Below are 4,784 nucleotides of genomic sequence, written 5' to 3'. Positions count from 1 at the left end.
GGCAAGCCAGCTCCCACAGGGACCGCACAATCCCTCAATCCTGTGCTGTACCTGTGGGAGCTGGCTTGCCGGCGATGAATTCAACACCTTTGAACCTGCGACCACAGGTTCAAAGGTGGCACCGAGCAACACCCGCCCCTGGTTCGGCCTGCACGGAGGCAGTTCCAGGGGCGTTTTTGATTTTGCAGAACAACAATAATTGGGAGCCTGCCATGTCGGTCGATCCGCAAAAACTTCTCCGCGAGCTGTTCGACACAGCCATCGCCGCCGCCCACCCCCGTCAAGTCCTCGAACCCTACCTGCCCGCCGACCGCAGCGGCCGGGTCATCGTCATCGGTGCCGGCAAGGCCGCAGCCGCCATGGCCGAAGTGGTCGAGAAAAGCTGGCAGGGCGAAGTCTCCGGGCTTGTTGTCACACGGTACGGTCACGGCGCCAACTGCCAGAAAATCGAGGTGGTCGAAGCCGCCCACCCGGTCCCCGATGCCGCCGGCCTGGCCGTGGCCAAGCGCGTGCTGGAACTGGTCAGCAACCTCACTGAAGACGACCGCGTCATCTTCCTGTTGTCCGGCGGTGGCTCGGCGCTGCTGGCCCTGCCTGCCGAAGGCCTGACCCTGGCCGACAAGCAACAGATCAACAAGGCGCTGCTGAAATCCGGCGCCACCATCGGCGAGATGAACTGCGTGCGCAAGCACCTCTCGGCGATCAAGGGCGGCCGCCTGGCCAAGGCCTGCTGGCCGGCCACGGTGTACACCTATGCCATTTCCGATGTACCGGGCGACCTCGCCACGGTGATCGCCTCCGGCCCTACCGTGGCCGACCCAAGCACCTCGGCCGATGCCCTGGCCATCCTCAAGCGCTACGACATCGAAGCGCCCAAGGCCGTCATCGACTGGCTCAACAACCCAGCCTCGGAAACCGTCAAGGCCGATGACCCGGCCCTGGCCCGCAGCCATTTCCAGCTGATCGCCAAGCCCCAGCAGTCTCTCGAAGCCGCCGCGGTCAAAGCCCGCCAGGCCGGGTTCAGCCCGCTGATCCTCGGCGACCTGGAAGGCGAATCACGCGAAGTGGCCAAGGTGCACGCCGGTATCGCCCGGCAGATCGTCCTGCACGGCCAGCCGCTGAAGGCACCCTGCGTGATCCTGTCCGGCGGCGAAACCACAGTGACCGTGCGCGGCAATGGCCGCGGCGGGCGCAACGCCGAGTTTCTGCTCAGCCTCACCGAAAGCCTGAAAGGCCTGCCGGGCGTGTACGCCCTGGCCGGTGACACCGACGGTATCGATGGCTCGGAAGAAAACGCCGGCGCCTTCATGACCCCGGCCAGCTACGCCCGCGCTGAAGCCCTGGGCCTGTCGGCCAGCGACGAGCTGGACAACAACAACGGCTACGGCTATTTCGCCGCCCTGGATGCGCTGATCGTCACCGAGCCGACCCGCACCAACGTCAACGACTTCCGCGCCATCCTGATCCTCGAGACTGCCCAATCATGACGCCTGATAAAAAAGTAAAGATCCTCGCCACCCTCGGCCCTGCGATCAAAGGCATCGACGACATCCGCCAACTGGTAGAAGCCGGGGTGAACATCTTCCGCCTCAACTTCAGCCACGGCGAGCACGCCGATCACGCCCTGCGCTACCAGTGGATCCGCGAAGTCGAGCAGCAACTGAACTACCCGCTGGGTATCCTCATGGACCTGCAGGGGCCGAAGCTGCGCGTCGGCCGCTTTGCCGAAGGCAAGGTGCAGCTGCAACGCGGCCAGGCCCTGCGCCTGGACCTGGACAACACCCCGGGCGACAGCCGCCGGGTCAACCTGCCGCACCCCGAGATCATCGCCGCCCTCGAGCCGGGCATGGACCTGCTGCTGGACGACGGCAAGCTGCGCCTGCGCGTCACCGCCAAGCACAGCGACGCCATCGACACCGAAGTACTGGCCGGTGGCGAGCTGTCCGATCGCAAGGGTGTCAACGTGCCGCAAGCGGTGCTCGACCTCTCCCCGCTCACCGAGAAAGACCGCCGCGACCTGGCCTTCGGCCTTGAACTGGGCGTGGACTGGGTTGCCCTTTCGTTCGTGCAGCGCCCCGAAGACATCACCGAAGCACGCCAGCTGATCGGTGACCGTGCCTACCTGATGGCGAAGATCGAAAAACCATCGGCAGTCCAACAGCTGCAAGCCATCGCGCAGCTTGCGGATGCGATCATGGTGGCCCGCGGCGACCTGGGCGTGGAAGTACCGGCCGAAAGCGTGCCGCAGATTCAGAAACGCATCATCGGCACCTGCCGCCAACTGGGCAAGCCGGTGGTGGTGGCTACGCAGATGCTCGAATCCATGCGTTTCTCGCCAGCGCCGACCCGCGCCGAAGTCACCGACGTGGCCAACGCCGTGGCCGAAGGTGCCGATGCGGTGATGCTGTCGGCCGAGACTGCCTCGGGTGAGTACCCGCTGGAAGCCGTGCAGATGATGAGCAAGATCATCCGCCAGGTGGAGAACGGCCCGGATTACCAGGCCCAGCTCGACGTTGGCCGGCCGAAGGCCGAGGCCACCGTGTCGGACGCCATCAGCTGCGCCATCCGCCGTATCAGCGGCATTCTGCCGGTGGCGGTGCTGGTCAACTACAGCGAGTCGGGCGCCTCGACCCTGCGCGCGGCACGCGAGCGGCCACGGGCTCCGATCCTCAACCTGACCCCGAACCTGACCACTGCGCGCCGCCTGAGCGTGGCGTGGGGCGTGCACTCGGTGGTAAACGACCGCCTGCGCCAGGTGGACGAGGTGGTTTCCACTGCGCTGGAGATTGCCCAGGCACAAGGCATGGCCAGCCGTGGCGACACGTTGCTGATCACTGCCGGTGTGCCTTTCGGCAAGCCAGGGTCGACTAACACGCTGCGGATCGAGACCTTGATCTGACCGCATCGCCGGCAAGCCGGCTCCCACAGGGATCGCACAACTCTCAAGGCCTGTGCAATACCTGTGGGAGCTGGCTTGCCGGCGATTGGAGGGCAAAGCCCTCCTTGTACACAGAAACACCAGAGCTGCGGAAAACCCGAGGCCCAAAGAGGCCCACCGCGCCCCATCAACCTCACTGACTGCCCCGATGTACACCAAAAATTTCGTCAACCCGTGCCCCGACTGGGCCACGGCGTTACTCAACGGCTTCAGCCAGGTGCTGCTGCTGCGTGACCCCCTGTGCGGCCTGTGCTGCCTGCTGGCCATCCTGCTGACCGCCCCCGGCCTGGTCGGTGGTGCCCTGCTCGGCGCCCTGGCCGGCCTGCTCACCGCCCAGGCACGCGGCTACGACCGTGCCGACCGCCAAGCCGGGCTGTACAGCTACAACGGCGTCCTGATCGGCATCCTGATCAGCGTCGTACTGCCCTGGTCGGCCATCCTGCCGCCATTGATCATCGCCGCTGGCGGCCTGTCCAGCATCATCACCCACCAATGGCGCAAGCGCGGTGGCAAGCTGCTGATCGCCTACACCGCCCCCTTCGTGCTGCTTGGCTGGGCCGTATTGCTGATAGCCACCCCCTCGCCCAGCGGCTTCGTCGAAGCCGACCCGCTTTACGCGTTGGCGCGTGGCGTGGGCCAGATCTTCCTGCTCGACCAGCCCCTGGCCGGTCTGCTGATCATCATCGGCATGTTCATCGCCAACCCTTATGCCGCAATGTGGGCAGTGATCGGTTCGGCCATCGGCGGCGGCGCGGCACTGCTCACCGACCAGGCGCAAGCCGCCTGGCTGGGCCTTTATGGTTTCAACGCTGCGCTGGCGGCACTGGCGTTCAGCAGGCAGGGTGAAAAGCCGTGGGTGACACTGCTGGCCATTGCCCTGGCCCTGCTGCTGCAACCACTGTTCAAGCTGCTACCGGTGCCCGGCCTGACCGCGCCCTTCGTCGCCGCCTGCTGGCTGATGCACCTGGGCAACCACCTGGCCCAGCCTCGGCAGCGTGACGCCAGCCGCTTGCACAGCTGAAATGCAGCCCCTAGGCTCAGCCCATCGCTTTTGTGGAACGAGCCAATGAACAATCCTGCGAGCCTGCGCGAGCAGCTCTACATCATCGTCTTCCAGACCGATACCGTGGCTGGAAGACGCTTCGACAAGATCCTCCTGCTGATCATCCTGGCCAGCCTGGTTACCGTCATCCTCGACAGCATCGACGAAGTACACCAGGGCTACGCCGGCCTGCTGGCCGGCATCGAGTGGGGCTTTACCGCGATTTTCCTGGCCGAGTACCTCACCCGCCTGTACTGCTCGCCCAAGCCTTTGCGCTATGCCTTCAGCTTCTATGGCCTGGTCGATCTGCTGGCGATCGTGCCGGGGATCATCGCGCTGTACTACAGCGACGCCCAGTACCTGCTGATCATCCGGGTGATCCGGATGCTGCGGATTTTCCGCGTGCTCAAGCTCAGCCCCTATCTGAAGCAAGCCCATTACCTGATGGAGGCGCTGCGCGGCAGCAAGCAGAAGATCATCGTGTTCCTGGTGACGGTATCGACCCTGGTGACGGTGTTCGGCACCTTGATGTATGTGATCGAAGGGCCTGAGCATGGCTTTACCAGCATTCCCAAGGGCATCTACTGGGCCATCGTTACCCTGACCACGGTAGGCTTTGGCGATATCGTGCCGAAAACCCCGCTTGGGCAGGTGCTGTCCTCGCTGGTGATGATTACCGGTTATTCGATCATCGCCGTACCGACCGGGATCTTTACCGCCGAGCTGGCCAATGCCATGCGCGGGGAACAGTTGCAGCACGACTGCCCGACCTGCAGCAAGAAGAGCCATGAGCATGGCGCGGCG

Annotated in this window: 5 protein-coding genes; all 5 read left to right on the top strand. The window is 64.7% G+C overall.

What is annotated here, in order from left to right:
• A partial coding sequence (locus ACK1U9_RS03455) for a hypothetical protein (RefSeq protein ID WP_449109701.1) occupies nucleotides 1–199 on the top strand: 199 nt, incomplete at its 5' end.
• Nucleotides 200–212: 13 nt separating this feature from the next.
• Nucleotides 213–1,487 (top strand): glycerate kinase type-2 family protein, encoded by a 1,275-nt coding sequence (locus ACK1U9_RS03450; protein WP_046615024.1) that lies wholly within the window; start codon nucleotides 213–215, stop codon nucleotides 1,485–1,487.
• Nucleotides 1,484–2,899, top strand: coding sequence for a pyruvate kinase (gene pyk, locus ACK1U9_RS03445; protein WP_449109700.1), 1,416 nt, complete (start codon nucleotides 1,484–1,486; stop codon nucleotides 2,897–2,899). Before ACK1U9_RS03450 ends, pyk begins: the two co-directional genes overlap by 4 nt.
• A 187-nt stretch (nucleotides 2,900–3,086) precedes the next feature.
• The gene (locus ACK1U9_RS03440) at nucleotides 3,087–3,959 is read left to right on the top strand and encodes an urea transporter (RefSeq protein ID WP_108480565.1); all 873 of its coding nucleotides are present in this window, start codon (nucleotides 3,087–3,089) and stop codon (nucleotides 3,957–3,959) included.
• A gap of 45 nt (nucleotides 3,960–4,004) precedes the next feature.
• Nucleotides 4,005–4,784: ion transporter (locus tag ACK1U9_RS03435; RefSeq protein WP_449109699.1), on the top strand; the 780-nt coding region annotated here is incomplete at its 3' end.

The sequence above is a fragment of the Pseudomonas sp. XP1 genome, assembly GCF_053557675.1.
This window is presented reverse-complemented; position numbering and strand designations above follow the sequence as displayed.